At 51.0% G+C, this 15,625-nt stretch carries 15 protein-coding genes; 11 read left to right on the plus strand and 4 right to left on the minus strand.

Annotated features, from left to right (window positions below; all coding sequences use genetic code 11):
- The first annotated feature begins 89 nt into the window (after positions 1-89).
- From EDM59_RS15450 to EDM59_RS15465, 5 genes are all read left to right on the plus strand, one after another.
- Positions 90-284, plus strand: a complete 195-nt coding sequence (locus EDM59_RS15450) for a hypothetical protein (protein ID WP_246011067.1) — start codon at positions 90-92, stop codon at positions 282-284.
- 2 nt (positions 285-286) lie between these two features.
- Complete coding sequence (locus tag EDM59_RS15455) at positions 287-487, plus strand: hypothetical protein (RefSeq protein WP_122924407.1); 201 nt, start codon at positions 287-289, stop codon at positions 485-487.
- A 30-nt stretch (positions 488-517) separates the two neighbouring features.
- A complete protein-coding gene (locus tag EDM59_RS31070; protein ID WP_183192926.1) occupies positions 518-688 on the plus strand; it encodes a hypothetical protein in 171 nt (56 codons plus the stop codon).
- Between the two features lie 144 nt (positions 689-832).
- The gene (gene htpG / locus EDM59_RS15460) at positions 833-2,713 is read left to right on the plus strand and encodes a molecular chaperone HtpG (protein WP_122924408.1); all 1,881 of its coding nucleotides are present in this window, start codon (positions 833-835) and stop codon (positions 2,711-2,713) included.
- A 165-nt stretch (positions 2,714-2,878) separates the two neighbouring features.
- Positions 2,879-4,261: an amino acid permease gene (locus tag EDM59_RS15465; protein ID WP_122924409.1), complete on the plus strand. Its 1,383-nt coding sequence runs from the start codon at positions 2,879-2,881 to the stop codon at positions 4,259-4,261.
- A gap of 93 nt (positions 4,262-4,354) precedes the next feature.
- Here EDM59_RS15465 and EDM59_RS15470 read toward each other — a convergent pair whose 3' ends face one another.
- A complete protein-coding gene (locus EDM59_RS15470; RefSeq protein ID WP_122924410.1) occupies positions 4,355-4,861 on the minus strand; it encodes a DinB family protein in 507 nt (168 codons plus the stop codon).
- Between the two features lie 183 nt (positions 4,862-5,044).
- On the opposite strand from EDM59_RS15470, the gene EDM59_RS15475 reads away from it, so the two are divergent.
- The 4 genes from EDM59_RS15475 (at position 5,045) to EDM59_RS15490 (ending at position 10,866) form a co-directional block, all read left to right on the plus strand.
- Positions 5,045-6,649 carry a sigma-54 interaction domain-containing protein gene (locus tag EDM59_RS15475; protein ID WP_122924411.1) on the plus strand — a complete coding sequence of 535 codons (1,605 nt, stop codon included), beginning with the start codon at positions 5,045-5,047 and terminating at the stop codon, positions 6,647-6,649.
- Between the two features lie 220 nt (positions 6,650-6,869).
- Positions 6,870-8,015 carry an iron-containing alcohol dehydrogenase gene (locus EDM59_RS15480; RefSeq protein ID WP_122924412.1) on the plus strand — a complete coding sequence of 382 codons (1,146 nt, stop codon included), beginning with the start codon at positions 6,870-6,872 and terminating at the stop codon, positions 8,013-8,015.
- Between the two features lie 14 nt (positions 8,016-8,029).
- Complete coding sequence (locus EDM59_RS15485) at positions 8,030-9,430, plus strand: hypothetical protein (protein ID WP_122924413.1); 1,401 nt, start codon at positions 8,030-8,032, stop codon at positions 9,428-9,430.
- A gap of 17 nt (positions 9,431-9,447) precedes the next feature.
- Positions 9,448-10,866, plus strand: a complete 1,419-nt coding sequence (locus EDM59_RS15490) for an NAD-dependent succinate-semialdehyde dehydrogenase (RefSeq protein WP_425455991.1) — start codon at positions 9,448-9,450, stop codon at positions 10,864-10,866.
- Between the two features lie 169 nt (positions 10,867-11,035).
- Here EDM59_RS15490 and EDM59_RS15495 read toward each other — a convergent pair whose 3' ends face one another.
- Positions 11,036-12,088 (minus strand): 2,3-butanediol dehydrogenase, encoded by a 1,053-nt coding sequence (locus tag EDM59_RS15495; protein WP_122924414.1) that lies wholly within the window; start codon positions 12,086-12,088, stop codon positions 11,036-11,038.
- Positions 12,089-12,391: 303 nt separating this feature from the next.
- On the opposite strand from EDM59_RS15495, the gene EDM59_RS15500 reads away from it, so the two are divergent.
- Positions 12,392-13,423: a LacI family DNA-binding transcriptional regulator gene (locus EDM59_RS15500; protein WP_122924860.1), complete on the plus strand. Its 1,032-nt coding sequence runs from the start codon at positions 12,392-12,394 to the stop codon at positions 13,421-13,423.
- Here EDM59_RS15500 and EDM59_RS15505 read toward each other — a convergent pair.
- Both EDM59_RS15505 and EDM59_RS15510 read right to left on the minus strand, forming a co-directional pair.
- Positions 13,395-14,363 (minus strand): NAD(P)/FAD-dependent oxidoreductase, encoded by a 969-nt coding sequence (locus tag EDM59_RS15505; protein WP_122924415.1) that lies wholly within the window; start codon positions 14,361-14,363, stop codon positions 13,395-13,397. The genes EDM59_RS15500 and EDM59_RS15505 overlap by 29 nt on opposite strands.
- 54 nt (positions 14,364-14,417) lie before the next feature.
- Positions 14,418-14,876, minus strand: a complete 459-nt coding sequence (locus EDM59_RS15510) for an RrF2 family transcriptional regulator (protein ID WP_122924416.1) — start codon at positions 14,874-14,876, stop codon at positions 14,418-14,420.
- Between the two features lie 227 nt (positions 14,877-15,103).
- Between EDM59_RS15510 and EDM59_RS30840 the strand changes: the two genes are divergently transcribed.
- Positions 15,104-15,607: a hypothetical protein gene (locus EDM59_RS30840; RefSeq protein ID WP_148040843.1), complete on the plus strand. Its 504-nt coding sequence runs from the start codon at positions 15,104-15,106 to the stop codon at positions 15,605-15,607.
- Positions 15,608-15,625 lie beyond the last annotated feature (18 nt).

A 15,625-nucleotide genomic window follows, 5' to 3' on the forward strand; every position in this document is an offset into this window, starting at 1 on the left:
TGGCAAGCCTTGTGGGTATTTTAAGTTGCGTGTGGGTTTGCTATGATGTGGGAATGAAATTGTAAATTGTACTTAAAAAGGATGGAAGAATGATGAAAAAGAAAATGGTTCTCGTGCTAGACGTGGAAGTGAATCAAGATATCGATATGCAAAAGCTCGCCGATGAGATGTCCAAAGCGATCAGCACGGTAAGCGAAATCAAGCTGCAGGATGTTGTGCTTTTTGACAACGACGAGTCCAGTGCAGATAAATGGGTAGCAAATATGGATGTGAGTGCGAAGTAACCATGAAAAAAATCAGCAGCGGGAGTGTCCTTGGCAAAGCCTATTTCCTGTCCTATCTTCAGCTGGTGATGAACTCCAGGGGATTTGATCTGGATCAAGCCACTGCGGATACATGGCAAACTTTTTTTCAAGGGGATTTGTGCGCTTTTGGACAACAAACATACGAAAACTACCTGAGTGCTGTTGATGAGCTGCGGGGGTAAACCCGACACTTATCAAGTAGGGGGAGCGGTATGGGGGGAATCCTTTTTCAGGTTCTGATCTGGGCGTTTGGCTTGTATGTCCTTCATTTCGTTATCAAATCGGCAGTAAGCAAGGGAATCGATGAATCGGAAAAAGTACATCAACTCGAAATGATGATCAATCAGATCCGCGATGAAAACCGCAAAAACAACAACTCCTGAACCTCTTCCTCGTATTGACAGAAAAAAACAGGACTGCTATAAAAAATAGTGAGTAGCACTCTGTTGCTGAGAGTGCTAATTGCTTTTTCAACGAGCATACATACGAAAATTCAAGCCTGTCTACACCAGAAGGGAGAGATTCGAATGGAAAAGAAGCAGTTTCAAGCTGAATCCAAGCGCCTCTTGGAAATGATGATCAACTCCATTTACACCCAAAAGGAGATCTTTTTGCGCGAGCTGATCTCCAATGCCAGCGATGCCATTGACAAGATGTACTACAGAGCGCTCACCGATGACAGCCTCGTCTTTGACAAAGACAGCTACTACATCAAAGTGATCGCCGACAAGGATAACCGGACACTGACGATCCGAGACACCGGGATCGGGATGACAGCGGATGAGCTGGAAAGTCACCTTGGGGTCATCGCAAAAAGCGGCTCTCTCGCTTTCAAAAAGGAAAACGAAACCAAAGACGGTCACACGATCATCGGGCAATTCGGGGTCGGCTTCTACTCCGCTTTCATGGTGGCGGATGTCGTCACCGTGATCAGCCGGGCTGTTGGCAGTGATACCGCGTACAAATGGGAATCGACAGGAGCAGATGGCTACACGATCGAGCCGGCGGCTAAAGACGCTGTCGGTACGGACATCATCCTGAAAATCAAGGAAAATACGGAGGATGAGAACTACGACGAGTATTTGGACGAATACCGTCTCAAAGCGATCATCAAGAAATACTCCGATTTCATCCGCTACCCGATCAAAATGGATGTGTCCAGCAGCAGGCTTGTGGAAGGCAGCGAGAGCGAATACGAAGAGGTAACCGAAGAGACGCGCATCAACAGTATGGTGCCGATCTGGCGGAAAAACAAAAGCGAGCTGACCGACGACGATTACGAGCAGTTCTACCAGGAAAAACGCTACGGCTTTGACAAGCCCCTGAAGCATCTGCATGTCAGCGCAGACGGAGCGGTCGTGTATCAGGCCATTCTCTTTATCCCGGAGAACATCCCGTTTGATTTCTACTCCAAGGAGTATGAAAAAGGGCTGGAGCTGTATGCCAATGGCGTTTTGATCATGAACAAGTGCGGGGATCTGCTCCCAGACTATTTCAGCTTTGTCAAAGGAATGGTCGATTCCGAGAGTCTGTCGCTGAACATCTCCCGGGAAATGCTCCAGCATGACCGCCAGCTGAAGCTGATCGCCAAAAACATCCAGAGCAAGATCAAAAATCTGCTGCAGACCATGCTGAAAAACGAGCGCGAGAAGTACGAACAGTTCTACCAAGCATTTGGCAGACAGCTCAAATTCGGCGTGTACAGCGACTTTGGCATGAACAAGGACGTATTGCAGGACTTGCTCCTGTTTACCTCCTCCAAGGACAAAAAGCTGGTCACTCTAGATGAATACGTGTCCAGAATGCCGGAAGACCAAAAGTACATCTACTACGCTTCCGGGGAGTCCAACGAACGGATCGAGAAGCTGCCGCAGACGGAGCTCGTCCTGGAAAAAGGCTACGAAATCCTGTACTTTACCGAGGATATCGACGAGTTTGCAGTCAAGATGCTGCAGAAGTACAAGGATAAAGAGTTCAAATCCGTATCGAGTGGCGACTTGGGCATCGAAGCAGACGACAATGACAAAAATACGGATGCGGAAAACGAAGCAAACAAAGAGCTGTTTGCCTACATGAAGAACCTCCTCGCCGGAAAAGTCAGCAACGTGCGAGCGTCTAAACGTTTGCGCTCCCATCCTGTTTGCTTGACGACAGAGGGCGAGATTACCATCGAGATGGAAAAAATCTTGAACGCTATGCCGAACAATCCAAATGTGAAAGCGGACAAGGTCCTGGAGATCAACGTCAATCACGATGTATTCCAATCGCTGAAGGCTGCGCTGGCAAACGACAAGGAAAAGCTGGATCTGTACACTGCTCTCTTGTACAACCAGGGGCTGCTCATCGAAGGCTTGCCGCTGCAGGACCCAGTCGAATTTACAAACGATATTTGCAAGATTATGGTGTAAGGGGAAAAGCAAAAGGAAAAGCCTCTTGGTCAGCCAAGGGGCTTACTTCTTGATGCATAACTGTACCCATAATTAGGAATCCTTAAAAAGAAGCAATCAGGAGATGGGTTCTCCTGCCTTTCCGAAATGAACAGCTAGAAGTAGCAGAGAGGAAGAGGAGCGGAAGTGGCAAACAAAGAGTTAAACAGAGGTTTGGAAGCCAGACATATTCAAATGATCGCGCTGGGTGGGACGATTGGTGTCGGGTTGTTTATGGGGTCTGCAAGCACCATTAAATGGACGGGCCCTTCCGTCATGCTGGCGTATGCAATTGTAGGAATCTTTATTTTTCTCATCATGCGAGCCATGGGCGAAATGCTGTACGTAGAGCCGAGCACGGGCTCCTTTGCAACATTTGGTCACAAGTACATCCATCCCATTGCCGGTTATCTCACGGCTTGGAGCAACTGGTTTCAGTGGGTGGTCGTAGGCATGTCCGAAATTATTGCAGTTGGCACCTATATGCAGTACTGGTTTCCCGATCTTCCGCCGTGGATACCTGGCATTATCGCCATGGTGATTCTGGGAGCGGCGAATCTGTTCTCGGTAAAATCATTTGGAGAGTTTGAATTCTGGTTTGCCATGATTAAGATTGTAACGATCGTCGTGATGATTATCATCGGCCTGGGACTGATCTTCTTTGGAATTGGCAATGGAGGAAACGCGATTGGATTGTCCAACCTGTGGGCACACGGAGGCTTCTTTACGGGTGGCTGGTCAGGCTTCTTCTTTGCTCTTTCTTTGGTGATCGGGGCTTATCAAGGTGTCGAGCTGATCGGGATTACTGCAGGTGAGGCAAAGGAGCCTCGCAAAACTCTGACGAGTGCAATCCAAAGCATCATCTGGCGTATTTTGATCTTCTATATCGGAGCGATTTTTGTCATTGTCACGGTGTATCCATGGAACGAGCTGCAGGCGATTGGCAGTCCGTTCGTGGCGACGTTTGCCAAAATCGGGATCACCGCTGCTGCAGGTGTCATCAACTTCGTGGTGATTACCGCAGCGATGTCCGGCTGTAACAGCGGCATCTACAGCGCGGGTCGAATGCTCTATACACTCGGTGTAAACGGTCAGGCACCGAAAATTTTTACGAAGCTGTCTGTGAATGGCGTACCGTTATTGGGAACCATCGGCGTGCTCATCGGGTTGTTTGTTGGTGTTATCTTGAGCTACATTGCTCCCGAAAACCTGTTTGTGTATGTCTACAGCGCAAGTGTACTGCCGGGTATGGTTCCGTGGTTTGTCATCCTGATCAGCCAAATCAATTTTCGGAAAGCCAAGGGAGCAGAAATGGACAAGCATCCATTCAAAATGCCCTTTGCCCCAGTGACTAACTACGTGACGATTGTCTTTTTGCTGTTGGTTCTCGTCGGCATGTGGATCAATGATGAGACGCGTGTCTCCCTCATTGCGGGGCTCGTGTTTATGGCGATTGTCGTCATCAGCTTCTATGCGTTTGGGATCAGCAAGGCGAAACCATTGAGCACGCAGACAGATGATGAGTATTAAAAAATAGGGACAGAGGCAGTCAGGGACTTTCATGGAGTCCCTAGCTGCAGCTGTCCTTTTTATTCTCAACGATTCTCCGCGGTTGCGAGATCCTTATTCATTTGCATACCAGTACAGCGCATAATCGGTCATGGTAGAGGCATAATCTGCTTGGCGCAGCATGGCGCTAATGTTTCCCCGATGATAGGCAGCGTGCGTGATGATATTCATAAGAATCTCGGTGTAGCTCGTTTCACGAACCCTCGTGTAAGGATTGTCGAGGACAATGGTTTGATCCAAATCGTCGTGGGCGCTGATGAACCCCCGGTACTTTTGCGCGACCTCGTGAAAGAATACTTCCAGTTCTTCGAGGGTTTTCGCTTCCAGCTGCTCCATTTGAGAGAGGTTGGCTGCCATTGCATCCTTCATTTCCGCTCCCTTCATAATTTCGATCCATGTGGAGTCGACGAGATAAATATGGACAAGCGTCTTTGCGATCGTAGGAAAAACGCTTTTCATTTCCTGGGTGTACAGTTCGCGGGGTACTTCCTTCAAACGATTGATCAAGGTTTGATTGGCCCATACGTGATAATCGTACATCGTGATAACATGGTTGCTCATTGTGTTCGCCTCCTGAATCTTGGATAGCTTAATTGTAGGGGCTCTTACCTGACAAAAGCTGTCAGTAGATCGAAAACTTTTCACCAGATCGTTGGTATGGTAACGAGATGGGATAAGTGTAAAATAATAAGCATGAAAATAACGAGGCGATTCGGCCATTCGTGACAACTAGGAGAGAAGAACATGCATCCACTTCGCCCTTCCATGACGGTAGAAGAAGCTGTCGCCCATTTTTCTCCCGGCAGTGCGGAAGTTCAGGAGGTCTATAATGAGGAAGACGAATTCGTCGGCTATTTGACTGTGGAGTCGATTTCCCTCGCGATGCAGAGAGGGGAGCTGACTCGGCCGATTTTGGAATTCGTGGTCCCCGAGGTATCCTTGCACGATCAGGAGCAACAGACGAGCTCACGATCGCAGCTGCACGCCTTTTTTCAAAGCCCGATAAGCGGCATCATTTTCAATTCGTTGTACGATGGTGTCTACATCACGGATGAAGTGGGCATCACACTGTTTATCAATCAAGCCTATCAGCGGATTACCGGGATCAGTGAAGAAGAGGTTAAGGGCGTGCATATGGAGGTGCTGATCAAGCAGGGCATCATTTCTGTATCTGCGTCTTTGGAAACGATCCGCACGAAACGGCCTGTGACTCTCATCCAAACCATTCGGAATGGCAGGAAAATCATCGTGTCCGCTACGCCGGTTCTGGCTCCTAACAAGGAAATCTTGTACGTCATCAGCAGCGTGCGGGACATCACGGAGCTGATTCGTCTCAAGCACGAGCTGGACAGCCAGAAGCTATGGAGGCAAAGCCTGAAGGAAGACGCCCTCGAGCGACCCGCACTCGATCAGGGCAATATCGTGGTAGGGCCAGCCACAAGATCGTTGTTTCAGCTGGCAGAAAAAGTGGCAAAGACAGATGCAAAAGTGCTGCTGCAGGGCGAGACCGGGGTAGGGAAGAGCATGATCGCCAAGTATATCCACTCCCGAAGCGCGCGCAGCAAGGAGACATTCATGGAGCTGAACTGTGCGGCGATTCCTGGACATCTGGTCGAAGCGGAGCTGTTCGGTTATGAGCCGGGCTCATTTACTGGTGCGCTCAAGAGTGGGAAAGTAGGGATTCTCGAGAGTGCACACCGGGGAACGCTGTTTCTGGATGAAATCGGCGATCTGCCGCTCGAGCTGCAGGTCAAGCTGCTGAAGGTCGTGGAAGAGAGCCAGTTCATGCGGGTAGGATCTACGGAAGTGCGTCATGTCGATGTCCGGATCATTACGGCTACACACCGGGATTTGGCAACGCTTGTACGGGAAGGGCGGTTTCGGGAGGACTTGTATTATCGGCTGAACATCGTCACCTTTGAAGTTCCTCCGCTGCGCAACCGCAAAGAAGAAATCGTTCCGCTGCTTGAGACGTACCTGGGCAAATTCAACGAAAAATATCAGGAAAACAAGACGATGACACTGGAGTGCTACGAATGGCTGACCAACTACCAATGGCCGGGCAATATCCGGGAGCTGGCGAATCTGGTTGAGCGGCTCGTCGTTACGACCTATCATGATTCGATTGATGTCGGTGACTTGCCGTCCTTTCTGCAGCAGGTATTTCCGACTTCCGAGCCTGCTTCCCTCAAGGAAGCTGTCGCTAGGCTGGAGCGGACCATGATTACGAATGCGATTTACGCTCATGGGACGACGAGAGCGGCAGCGGAAGCTTTGGGAATCAGTCAAAGTGCCATCGTCCAAAAAATGAAGAAACTCCACTTGCGAGTAGAAAACGAATCAAGGTAGGTGACTTTGATTCGTTTTCTACTCATTTTTTGTGATGGTGACTGTTTTTGAGAACGAGTTCATTTTGTCAGAAAATGGCTAGAAGCCAGTAGTACCAACCCATACAGGACGCCGTTTTTTATTGTAGCGCTTTCAGAAAAGCCATCAAATGTTCACGATTTTTTCTGGTTGGCATGGAAGTTGCGTATAGATAGCTGCATAGACGAAAGGAGAGAACAGCATGAATATCTCAACATTTGTAGCAGCGAACAAATTGGTAACAGGACGGGATTCCCTGCAACAGCTTCCCGAAGAAATCGCTCGACTGGGTGTGCAACGACCTCTGATTGTAACAGACAAAATTTTGATCCAAGCAGGCGTGGTTGCACAGGTGGAAGAGCTTCTTCCGATGAAGGCCGGCATTTTCTCTGACGTAAATCCAGAGCCAGAAATTGAAATCGTGGACCAATGTGTTCAAATGATTCGGGAAGGCCATTACGATGGCTTGATTGCCGTAGGCGGCGGCAGCGCGATCGATATCGCAAAAGCTTCTTCGGTAATGTCAACGAATGAAGGCAGCATCGAATTGTATTTCGGTACCAATCTGGTCAAAAAGCCTGGTCTGCCACTCGTAGCAATTCCAACAACTGCAGGGACGGGCTCTGAAGTGACCAACATCTCGATTTTGTCCGACACGAAAGAACAAGTGAAGAAAGGGATTGTAAGCCCTTACCTGCTGCCGGACGTGGCGATTGTCTCTCCGATCATGACGTTGACCTGCCCTCCAAGCGTTACCGCTGCGAGCGGTGTGGATGCCCTGGTTCATGCGGTAGAAGCGTACATTTCCAAATTTGCGTCTCCTGTTACGGATGCCCTGGCTATCGGTGCGATGAAACTGATCGCGGTTCACCTGCCAAAAGCATATGCGTGCCCGGACAATATCGAGTCTCGTGAAGCGATGATCACGGCTTCCCTGATGGCTGGCCTAGCTTTCGGAAACGCAGGCGTAGGTGCTGTTCATGCGCTGGCTTACCCACTCGGTGGACGTTATCATATGGCGCATGGCGTGAGTAACTCGCTGCTTTTGCCTTATGTCATGAAGTGGAACAAGATTGCGTGCCTGGAAAAGCTGCGTGATGTAGCCGTAGCGCTGGGTGAAAACGTAGAGGGTTTAAATGCGGATCAAGCGGCAGAAGCGGCGATTGAAGCGATGACTCGTCTGTGCCGTTACGTAGAAATCCCGCAGTCTTTGCGCGAATTCAATATTCCGGAATCAGCCGTGGTAGAAATGGCGGAAGAAGCGATGAAACAGACTCGCCTCCTGAAAAACAATCCTCGGACCTTGCGGAAAAAAGATATGGAAGACATCTATCGAGCAGCATACTAAGAGGAGGAAGTTCCATGAAATGGAAGCAAAGAAAAGAAGGCGCTGAGGCGCCTTACATCCCGGCTGGTCCGTTTAAGCTTCGTTTGCCGTTTCTTCACTACCGGTTTGAATGGCCTGACTATGTGCAAGGGCTGTTCATGTGCGCGGTAGACCTGGGTGCGATCACGCTTTTGGCGGATCATCTGGGCATGCCGTTTGAAGTCGGCTTGGCCATCGTTATTTTAAATGGTTTCATGTACTTGCTGCACCATCTGCTCGGGGACCCGGTCATTCCAGGCTGGATCACCCCGGCCATTCCGCTGATCGTCCTGTTCGTCGAGCAGTTCCCGGAAGGTCCAGAGCGCATTTATGCTCTCATCGCCTTCCAGATGTCACTCGGGATATTATCGATTCTCCTTGGGGCAACTGGTCTAGCGAAAAAAGTCGTGAACTTTGTACCAAATGCGATCAAGTCGGGGATCATCCTCGGGGCGGGGATCGGCGCGATTACGTCTATTTTTGAAAAAGGCGGGAAGTTTGATGTATTCCCGTATACCATTGCCATTTGTATCGGTTTTTGCTTTTATCTGGTCTTTTCCAAACATTTTGAAGCTCTGAAAGTAAAAGGCAAGGGCTGGGCCCTCATCGGTAACCTGGGAATCCTGCCTGCGATTCTGCTGGCGGTATTCGTGGCTCCCCTTTTTGGTGAAGCGAAATGGCCCGATATTCAATGGGGCTTCAGTAAACCTGACTTTGCTGCACTGTGGTCGCAATACACGATTTTTGGATTAGGATTTCCGAACTGGTCGTACTTCTTGACGGCGATTCCAGCCGTATTTGCTACGTATCTCGTAGTCTTTGGCGACGTGCTGAAAACGAAAGCGCTTTTATCGGAATCCGATGCCGTACGTGCCGATGAGAAAGTCGATTACAATGCGGACCGTGCGCACATGATCTTTGGTGGACGAAACTTCATCATGAGCTTCATCGGCCCTGACATCACGATGTGCGGTCCACTGTGGGCAGCGATGCAGGTAGTTGTGGTAGAGCGTTTCAAAAAAGGGAAAAAGGCAATGAACTCCTTCTTTGGGGGAGCGGGTTCCTTCCGTTGGGGGACCAATACGGGTCTGCTGCTGCTCCCCATCGTAAGTCTGGTACAGCCGATTTTGGGTGTCGCTGTTGCATTGACTCTGCTGGTTCAAGGGTATGTAAGCGTACGCATTGGCGTCATGCAGGCGCGCAGTCAGCGTGACCTCGGAATCGCAGGTGTCGTCGGTGCTGTGCTCGTTATCAAAGGCGCTTCTATGGCATTTGCAGCGGGGATCTTGCTTTGCGTCCTGCTTTACGGTAAAGATTGGTTGCGTGGAGAAAAAGAAAAGCTGTTTGCAGCAAATGAAGGCGAAAAAGTCAGCTTGAAGGAGGAGAAAGCATCTTGAAACAATCAGAAATGAACATGGGCATGTATGTGAACGGAGAATGGGTCAAGCTGTCCAAAACGATCCCAGTACTCAACCCGGCTACGCTTGCGGAAGTCGGCAGCGTACCGGATGCAGGTGCAGACGAAGCCAAGCAAGCCGTCGATGCGGCACAGGAAGCGTTCAAGACATGGTCGAAAACGACAGCGTATGAGCGGGCAGCTCTTTTGGAGCGCTGGCATCAAGTGATCGAATCCCGTCTGGATGAGATCGCATTGGTCATGACGCTGGAACAAGGCAAACCGCTTGCCGAAGCGAGAGGCGAAGTGCAATATGCCAACAGCTATATCAAATGGTACGCGGAGGAAGCAAAGCGGATCTACGGAGAAACCATTCCCGCTTCTTCCGGCTCCAAGCGGATTCTGGTGCAAAAACAGCCAGTGGGTGTCGTAGCGGCCGTGACGCCGTGGAACTTCCCAGCGGCGATGATCGCACGCAAAATCGCGCCAGCTCTGGCAGCAGGCTGCACAACGGTTTCCAAGCCAGCTGAGCAAACACCGCTTACGGCGCTTTTACTCGCAGAGTGCGCTCATCAAGCAGGTATTCCAGCGGGTGTCATCAACATCCTGACGACCTCCAACGCAGGAGAGCTGGTCGACGTGTGGATGGCAGATTCCCGTGTGAAGAAAATTACCTTTACCGGATCGACGCCAGTAGGCAAAATGCTGATGCGCAAAGCGGCAGACAATGTGAAAAAGGTCTCCCTGGAGCTCGGCGGATTGGCACCGTTCATCATCACAGAGGACGCCAACATCGGAGAAGCGGTGAAAGGCTTGATGCTCTCCAAATTCCGCAACGCGGGTCAAACCTGCATTTGCGCAAATCGTATCTACGTGCATGAAAACGTGAAGGATGCGTTCCTTGACGCTTTTACCAAAGTCGTAGCAGAGCTTCGCGTCGGAAACGGGACAGAAGCAGGCGTCGAGATCGGTCCACTCATCGACGATCGTGCTGTAAGCAAGGTACAGCATCAGATCGACGACGCCCTGGCAAAAGGTGCTACGCTGCATGGCAGCCCGGTATTGGAAGGAAGCACAGGCTACTTCATGAAGCCAGTGGTTCTCTCTGATGTGACCGATGAAATGGTTTGCATGCAGGAAGAAACCTTCGGACCGATCGCACCTGTCAGCACGTATACAGACGATCAGGAAGTGGTGGAGCGCGCCAACAATACGCCATTTGGCCTGGCAGCATACGTCTTTACCCAGTCCTTGACCAAAGCCTTCTACTTCTCTGAAAATCTCGAGTACGGCATCGTGGGTGTCAACGACGGTGGGCCATCAGTGGCACAAGCGCCGTTCGGTGGGATGAAAGAAAGCGGCCTCGGACGTGAGGGCGGTCATCACGGGATCGAAGAGTATTTGGAAGTGAAATACGTTTCTTTGGCCTTGATTTAAACAAGCGGTTCAAAGTAGGCATTGCATAAGGAAAGCAGCTTCGGGATCAAGACCGAGGCTGCTTTTTCATTTTGTCCCCCATTCAGGCTGAAAAGGAAGAAACGCACCCGCTGCGTCAAAGGGCAGAGCGGATGCGTTGGGAGTCTGTGCTATGCAAAGCGATGGGAAGCTACGCTTTCGGAGTTACGAGAATTTTTACCTGATTTTTTTCTTTCAGCAGGGCTTCAAAGCCTTTTTCCACGACATCGTCGAGCTTGATGCGCTGGGTAACCAGCTTCTCGGCAGGGAAGAACCCTTTTTCCATCAGCTTGATGACGGCAGGGAAGACATTGCGGTAGCCGATGATCCCCGTCATGCTGCGCTCCTTCATGACGATATGGTTCGGTTTGATTGGCGCTTCTCTTTCGAAGATGCTGACAATCATGATTTGACCGGCAATTTTCGTAGACTCGATCGCTTGCGTGAGCACCGGTGGCACGCCTGTTACTTCAAAAGCGATATCGGCACCGCCGCCTGTCCGTTTGTGAATCTCGGAAACGACGTCGTACTCTTTCGGATCGATGACGATCGCACCGAGCTCTTCCGCTTTTTGCTTGCGCTCTGGAGACAGCTCGACTGCATAAATTTCGGAAGCGCCGGAAGCCTTCAACGCTTCAATGACCAAAAGGCCAATCGGACCGGTACCGAAGACGACAGCTTTATCGCCGACTTTCAGCTGGCTGGAGCGCACTGCGTAAAGGGCAACAGCGGATGGTTCAACGAGAGCGCCTTGCTCATAGGAGACGCTGTCCGGAATTTTATGGACCATGTGTTCGTCGCAAGCCACGTATTCGGAGAAGCCTCCGCCACCGCCAGCCAAACCGAGGAAGCCCATTTTTTCGCACAGATTGTATTTGCCTTGCTGGCAAGCCGGGCATGTCCCGCACGCAAAAACAGGCTCAACGACGACGCGGTCGCCTACCTGAATGGAAGTGACGCCCTCACCAATCTCCACGACCTGTCCGGAAAATTCATGCCCCATCACGATCGGAGCTTTTTCGTTCGTCAGTGGGTGAGCAGTGCCCTCGGGAATGAAGATCGGGCCCGCTACGTATTCGTGCAGGTCGCTGCCGCAAATGCCGCACCATTCTACGCGGATTTTTACTTTTCCTGTAAGCGCTTGAGGTTCTGAAATCGTTTCCAAGCGCAAGTCTTTTAGGCCATGCCATCTGAGTGCTTTCATATCTGCCATCTCCTTGGTGGTTTCTCATAAGAAAATGTAATCAGAGAAATAGAATAGGAAACGTTTCCGAAAACAAATATGTCATAACTTTGCTGCCTTGTCAATTCGATTTGTGGATAACGAGGGGGGCAAAGTGTCGAAGCCATCGTGCGGTTTCGGCAATGGAGCAGCAGGCATGAGAAGTGCCTCGGCGCTTGGCTCGCCGCGCCTGTCAGGCATTTGAATGTGGTATAATAGGGAGAAAAAGTGGACGATGTTTCGTCAGACCGAAAACGATTCCAAAATGGAAAGGAACACTCTCTCTTGACCACAAAGAAGAAAGTAACGATAGAGGATGTAGCGAAGCGGGCGGGGGTAGGGATTGCCACCGTTTCACGCGCCATAAATGACAGCGGGGGCATCAGTCAAAAGACTAAAGCCATGATCCTGCAGGTGATTGAGGAAATGGGCTTTACGCCCAATACGTCCGCGCAGAGCTTGAAGGTGAGGCAGACCCACCAAATCGCGTTGGCGGTGCCGGATATCCGCAACGCGATCATACCGGAGATCGCTTGGTCCGTGGAGCAGACAGCCAAGCAGCACGGCTACCGCGTCGTGCAGATCAACACAGCCGGCAACGCCAGGGCAGAGCTGGAGATTGTGCGCGAAGTCAAAAAGCTGCATGTGGACGGACTGATCATCATGCCGCTTGCGTATCCGAAAACCTTGGTGGATTTGATCAACAAGACGACCGTTCCTGTGTCGATTATCAATTACGGAAAAAAGCTGGATGACAACGTCAAAGCGGATATCGTCAGCCTCGCCAGCCAGGAAGGCCGGCTCGTCATGGAGCATCTGATCAAGATCGGACGGACAAGGATCGCCTACGCAGGAGCGCCGAAAAACAAAATCGAGGAACGGTACTTCGCCTATGAGCAGTCTTTGCCACAGGTCGATCCGTCCCTCGTCTACTTCGGGGAAGATTTTTCGTTTGAAACGGGCTTGCGTGCTGCCGATTACTTTTACAGCTTGAAGCATATGCCCGACGCCATTTATGCCGTAAACGACATGGTGGCCATCGGGATCGTGAATCGGTTCAAGGAGCTGGGAGTTCGAGTACCGGAGGATGTGGCCGTTGTCGGGATTGACAACAACCTGTGGACGACGGTAACAAGCCCGCAGATCAGCTCCGTTTCCATTATGGGGGATGAAGTGGCTCGACTTGCCACCGAGCTGCTGATGAAGCGGCTTCGCGAGCACGGTGCGGGCGAGTATGAACGCGTACAGTTCGAGCCGCGGCTGATTGTACGGGAATCGAGCGTGGCGGTCATTCGCCAGTCCCCAGCAAGCACGTAGTGGAAAGCGGGAAGTATCCTTCCTTTCCACTTTCCCAAGCTTCGGCGAGCAGCTCACCGTTCATAGCCGCAGCAGCCATCGAGCCGAGAGCGGCTGCCAAGATCAACTGGTATTTGTCTGTCGCCGAATCACCTGCACTGTAGATACCGGGCACGCTTGTCTTGCCGAGGGCATCGACGACAAGGGTGCCTGCGTCGGTGATCTGGCAGCCCATTTTTTGTGGCAGGTCTGATCCGGTCGCAAGCTTGGGGGCAAAGAAGATCCCTGAGCAAGGGACTTCGGTACCGTCTTCTAGCTGTACGTGCTTCACCATTCCATCGTGTGATTCAATTCGCTGGATCAAAGCGGTAAAAACAGGAACGCCATGCTGTCTGAGGTCTTCTCGTTCCTCTTCTGTCCACTCATCGTCTCCATCGGTGCAGAGGGTAAAGTGATCGGTCCAGCCTGCTATCGTTTTTGCCAGATGCAGCGCTCGAGAGCCTTTTGCAATGAGCACGAGCGGCTGATCACGCAGCTCCCAGCCATCACAATACGGGCAAACAAAGGCGCTTTTTCCATACACCTCGGACAATCCATCTACATCTAGAGGAAGGTCTTTCATGCCGACTGCAAAAAGCAGTTTCTTGCTGTGAAACGCCAAACCTTGTGCAGTCGTAACAGTAAAATCGCCATCGCTGCCCGCCGCTGCGACGACGTGCTCATCCACAAAACGGACGGAAGGATAAGCGGCGATTTCTTCCCTCGCGATTCGCCGAAACTCGCCCGGCTCGATTCCGTCGCGCGTCAGAAAGCCGTGAGACTCCCGTGTTACCCGATTCCGCGGCAGCCCCGCATCGATTACGGCTACACGCTTCCTTGCTCTACCCAAGACAAGCGCCGCGCTCATGCCAGCAGGCCCGCCTCCGATAATGACAACGTCCATTTCCAACTGCTCATTCATATTTAATCAACACCTTTCTGGATCGTTAATATCCACAATAAAAGCACAAGAAGATCAAGCCTTCTTGTTTCCAGCTCGGCTCCCTCTCTGGGCTGCTGCGTCCAATACACCCTGAATCGTGTGCTGCTCCAAATAGCTGTGCAAGTGCATTTCGGCGCCGATCATGACTTTCTTGACCAGACATTCCTCGCTGTCCATATCGTAGACGGCATCAGGAGTGGATTCTTCCCCGTGAAAGCACTCGTACAGATGCTGTCTGCCTTCGACGACCTGGGTGACATCGAGAAACGTGATCCGATCAGCTGGTCTAGCCAGCTCATAGCCGCCACTCGCACCGGTTACGGCACGAACGATGCCATCCTGGCGAAGCTTGGACATGATTTTGGATAAATAGCTTTCCGAGACGTCGAGGGCAGCTGACAGCTCCTTGATCCCGACGTACTGGCCAGAATCCTTTTGCGCCAGATGGATGAGGGCATGCAGGGCATAGCCTGTGCTTTTGGTGTATTGCATGAGAGAGGCCGCCTTTCGTTATCGAGCAAATTTCATTATGGATCGTTAATGTCCATAATAGAAGATTCGAACCCATTTATCAAGTCGCTCCTAACCTTTCCCCGGAATTCCACCATTGCCCTATAGGAGAAAGCACGCATTTGGGAGAGAGCCGCAATATGCTATGGAATGACGATTCGTCGATAGTCTATCTCGCCCGATACCGTTGGGAAGGGAGTGCATAGGTGGTGAACACACAATCTTGTATCAAGGCTCCCTGCTCGGGGACAAAGTCTTGCCAGAAGCAGCCGAAGCAAAAGCCCAAGCAGAAGCCACAGAGCTGCCCGCAACAATGCACCCAGCAAACGACCGCCCTATTCAATCAGCAAAAAGCGAAGCTGAACAAAAACCTGAAGCGTCTGAAAAAGCGTATCAAACGCAGGATCAAGGATCGGGAAAAGCAGCTGAGAAAACGGCTCAAAAAGCGGCTGAAAAAACGGGAGCGAAAATTGCGGAAGGAAATCAATAGACGGATTGCGAAATTGCTGAGAAACCAGGAAAATGCGAGCTGTGCCAATGCGCTGTATGAGATGTTCGGAAACCGCACTGTGCAAATCCAGACGGTCACAGGGAATACGATTATCGGAACCATCACGGCCCCGCTGTCCCCTGAGCTGGTCCAAGTGAGCACAGCAACGGGCATGGTAGCGGTTCCTTGCAGCAGCATTAGCTCGATCTCGATTATTTCTTAGAGTGAACGATATTCAACC

The sequence above is a fragment of the Brevibacillus nitrificans genome, assembly GCF_003710965.1.
Lineage (GTDB): Bacteria > Bacillota > Bacilli > Brevibacillales > Brevibacillaceae > Brevibacillus > Brevibacillus centrosporus.